The organism is Roseobacter sp. HKCCD6576-2 (assembly GCF_013179285.1).
Lineage (GTDB): Bacteria > Pseudomonadota > Alphaproteobacteria > Rhodobacterales > Rhodobacteraceae > Rhodophyticola > Rhodophyticola oceani.
Map to the genome: position 1 here is coordinate 1 of NZ_WVNW01000048.1, position 2,678 is coordinate 2,678.

Annotated in this window: 2 protein-coding genes; both read right to left on the reverse strand. The window is 58.5% G+C overall.

Features of this window, described 5'->3' with window-relative positions:
• On the reverse strand, positions 1-819 hold an 819-nt coding region (locus GTF44_RS21835), incomplete at its 3' end, for a hypothetical protein (RefSeq protein ID WP_171567887.1).
• A 152-nt stretch (positions 820-971) separates the two neighbouring features.
• Positions 972-2,678, reverse strand: a 1,707-nt coding sequence (locus GTF44_RS21840) for a hypothetical protein (protein WP_216365220.1), incomplete at its 5' end; no start/stop codon positions are given.

The window sequence follows — 2,678 nt, forward strand, 5'->3', positions numbered from 1 at the left end:
ATCGACTGTTAAGTCGGTGGCTGCAGACACTTGACCAAGCGCGAGACGCAGGAGAGAGGCATCGGCTTGCGCCTCGTTGCGCAGCTCCGCCAGCCTCAAATCGAACAGGATACTCTCCGCCTCGTCGGACACGCCAGCGCCAAGCCGCGCCATCGCAAGGTCACGCAATGTGGTGATTTCTTCCAGCGACGCGTTCGTCGCCACCCCGAGCGACTGGGCCTCAACCGCACGTATTACTTCTACCAGAGCCCCCAAAACGTTGTCAGTGCGTTCTTCCCAGAGATCGATGCGCGCAAGCGAAACCTCCGCGTCGGCCCGCGCGCGAAGGGATCTGGTGCGGCCGAAATCGAGGACCGTGAGCGACGCGTTTGCGCCAAGATTACGATTGCCTTCGTCATCAATCTCGGCAACGGGTGAAATCTGCGGCCACCGACCCCGACCAATCGCCTCGCGCTCGGCCACGCGTTGCGCCACAAGGCCAATTGTGGGCGACTGGCGGTCGCTGGTTGCCAATGCGGCCAATGCCAACTCGGCTGTCGAGGTTGCAGGACGAATAGCCGGCACCCGGGCTTCGGGCAGGGAAACCCACGAAGCGGAGGCATCCGGGTCCGGCGTATCCGTGACTGCGCGGCTGTCCCAGTCCGCGCAGCCAATTAGATTCAACGACACAAAACACACCAGAAGCGTTCTCATCCATGATCCGCGCCGCGCAATCAGCGGGGCAGAAAAGCGCGCGCTATCCGAGATCGGAGCGCGTCCGCACCAACCGGTCACCGCCTGGCGCTCGCACAAAAGCCAAGCGGTTGTCTCGACCGTCATCCTGGCCACCTCAATGATTGTTCTAACCTGCTCGTCGTGATCGCAGGCTTTGTGCCTGCTGTGTTTTTGGGAGAAAATCTCCCGCCAGTGGCCGGGGGGGAAACTGGCGGGAGAAGATAGCAGCGATCCCGTCTATCAGGACCGGATCACCGCTATGCCACGCTGACGGTTACGTCGGGGTCAACGAAGAAGCTGCCGACCGACCCCTCGTATTCAACGCGGCCTTGCCCATCGGTGTTGCCGGTCGCGGTGATGCCCGCATCGATCACAACCGTGTCGCTGGTATCCCCATCGATGGTCAGCTCATAGGACGCGTCTCCATCGGCCAGCGCCGCGAGGACAGAGTTGGTCATCGTGAGCGTCTGGGCCGAGCTATTGGTCATGTTCAGCGAGGAAATGTCCCAATCCGCAACGAAAGCCGGCGTGAGGTTGATCTCACTATCAAAGTTTCCAAAACCCACGACATTCACCGTTCCATCGATGTTATTGTCGAACTCAGCGAGAAATGGTCGACTTAAATCGTCGAAGATGCGCGTCACGGCCCGATCCACCGTGCCATCGCCATCAGTGTCTACCTCCGTAAAAAACGCTCGACCTTTATCGTCGAAACTATTGATGTTGATCTGATCAGCCGTGCCATCGGCGTCACTGTCAATCTCTACGCGAAACGCTTGACCTTTGTCGTTGTAGGTCCGCGTCTCGATCCGATCCACCGTGCCATCGGCATCATTATCAATCTCTGCGCGAATCGCTTGACCTTTGTCGTCGAAGGTCCGAGTTACAATCCGATCGACCGTTCCGTTAGCATCGTTGTCGGACTCGGACCGGATCTGATTGCCATTGGCATCAAGCGTAAATCTGTCGATCCGATCGACTACCCCATCGGCATCAAAATCAAACTCGGTCCGGATCTGATTGCCATTGGCATCAAGCGTAAATCTGTCGATCCGATCTACCACACCATCGTTGTCGAGATCGAAATCAGTCCGGATCACATTGCCATTGGCATCCAGCGTATAGGTCTCGCTGCGATCCACGGTCCCATCATTGTTGAGATCGATATCCGCGCCGATCACATTGCCATCGTCATCCAGCGTGTAGGTCTCGGCCTGGTCAACCACACCATCATTGTTGAGATCGATATCGGCGCCCGTCCGATTGCCCTCGTCATCCAGCGTGTAGCTCTCACTGCGATCAACCGTCCCGTCGCCATCGAGGTCAAACCCGACTTCGGTGACATTCAGGTCCTCATCCACCTCAATCACGACGCGCTCGTCAGCCGTTCCATCGCCGTCGAGGTCAATCTCAATGGTCGTCTGATCGTCTCCAACCGTCACGGTGATGTCTTCGGCCGCTGGCGGGACAAACTCATCGACGATATCGGCGATTTTATCGATGTCACCGGCCGTCAAGTCTTCGCGATCTTCCTCGGGAATAGCGTCGATGACTTCCTTGACGTCAGAGACGTTGTCCTCGGTCACATTCTCGGCGCCAGCGTCCACGAAATCGTCAAGCTCGGCGTTCGCCGGATCATTTACAATCTCATCAAGCGCCTGATCGGCAGCATTGGACCCACCACCGGACCCACCGCCGCCCGAACTCGCGGCGATCGCAATAAGCCCGATCCCGCCGATGATGAACGGAACGGCTTCGGGGGCTATCTGTTGTGCGCCCTGGGACGACTTGGTCACCTCAAGAGGCGCAGCCTCGATCGCAGCAGCCAGATCAACCGCGTCGACGTCAAACATCTCGGCCAACTGGTTCAGCGAGCGCGGCTCGACACCGATCATCTGCCCGTCCGAGCTGAGCGTAACCTCGAAGATCTCACCCGTCTCGGGATCACGCATCAGCAGTTCGCG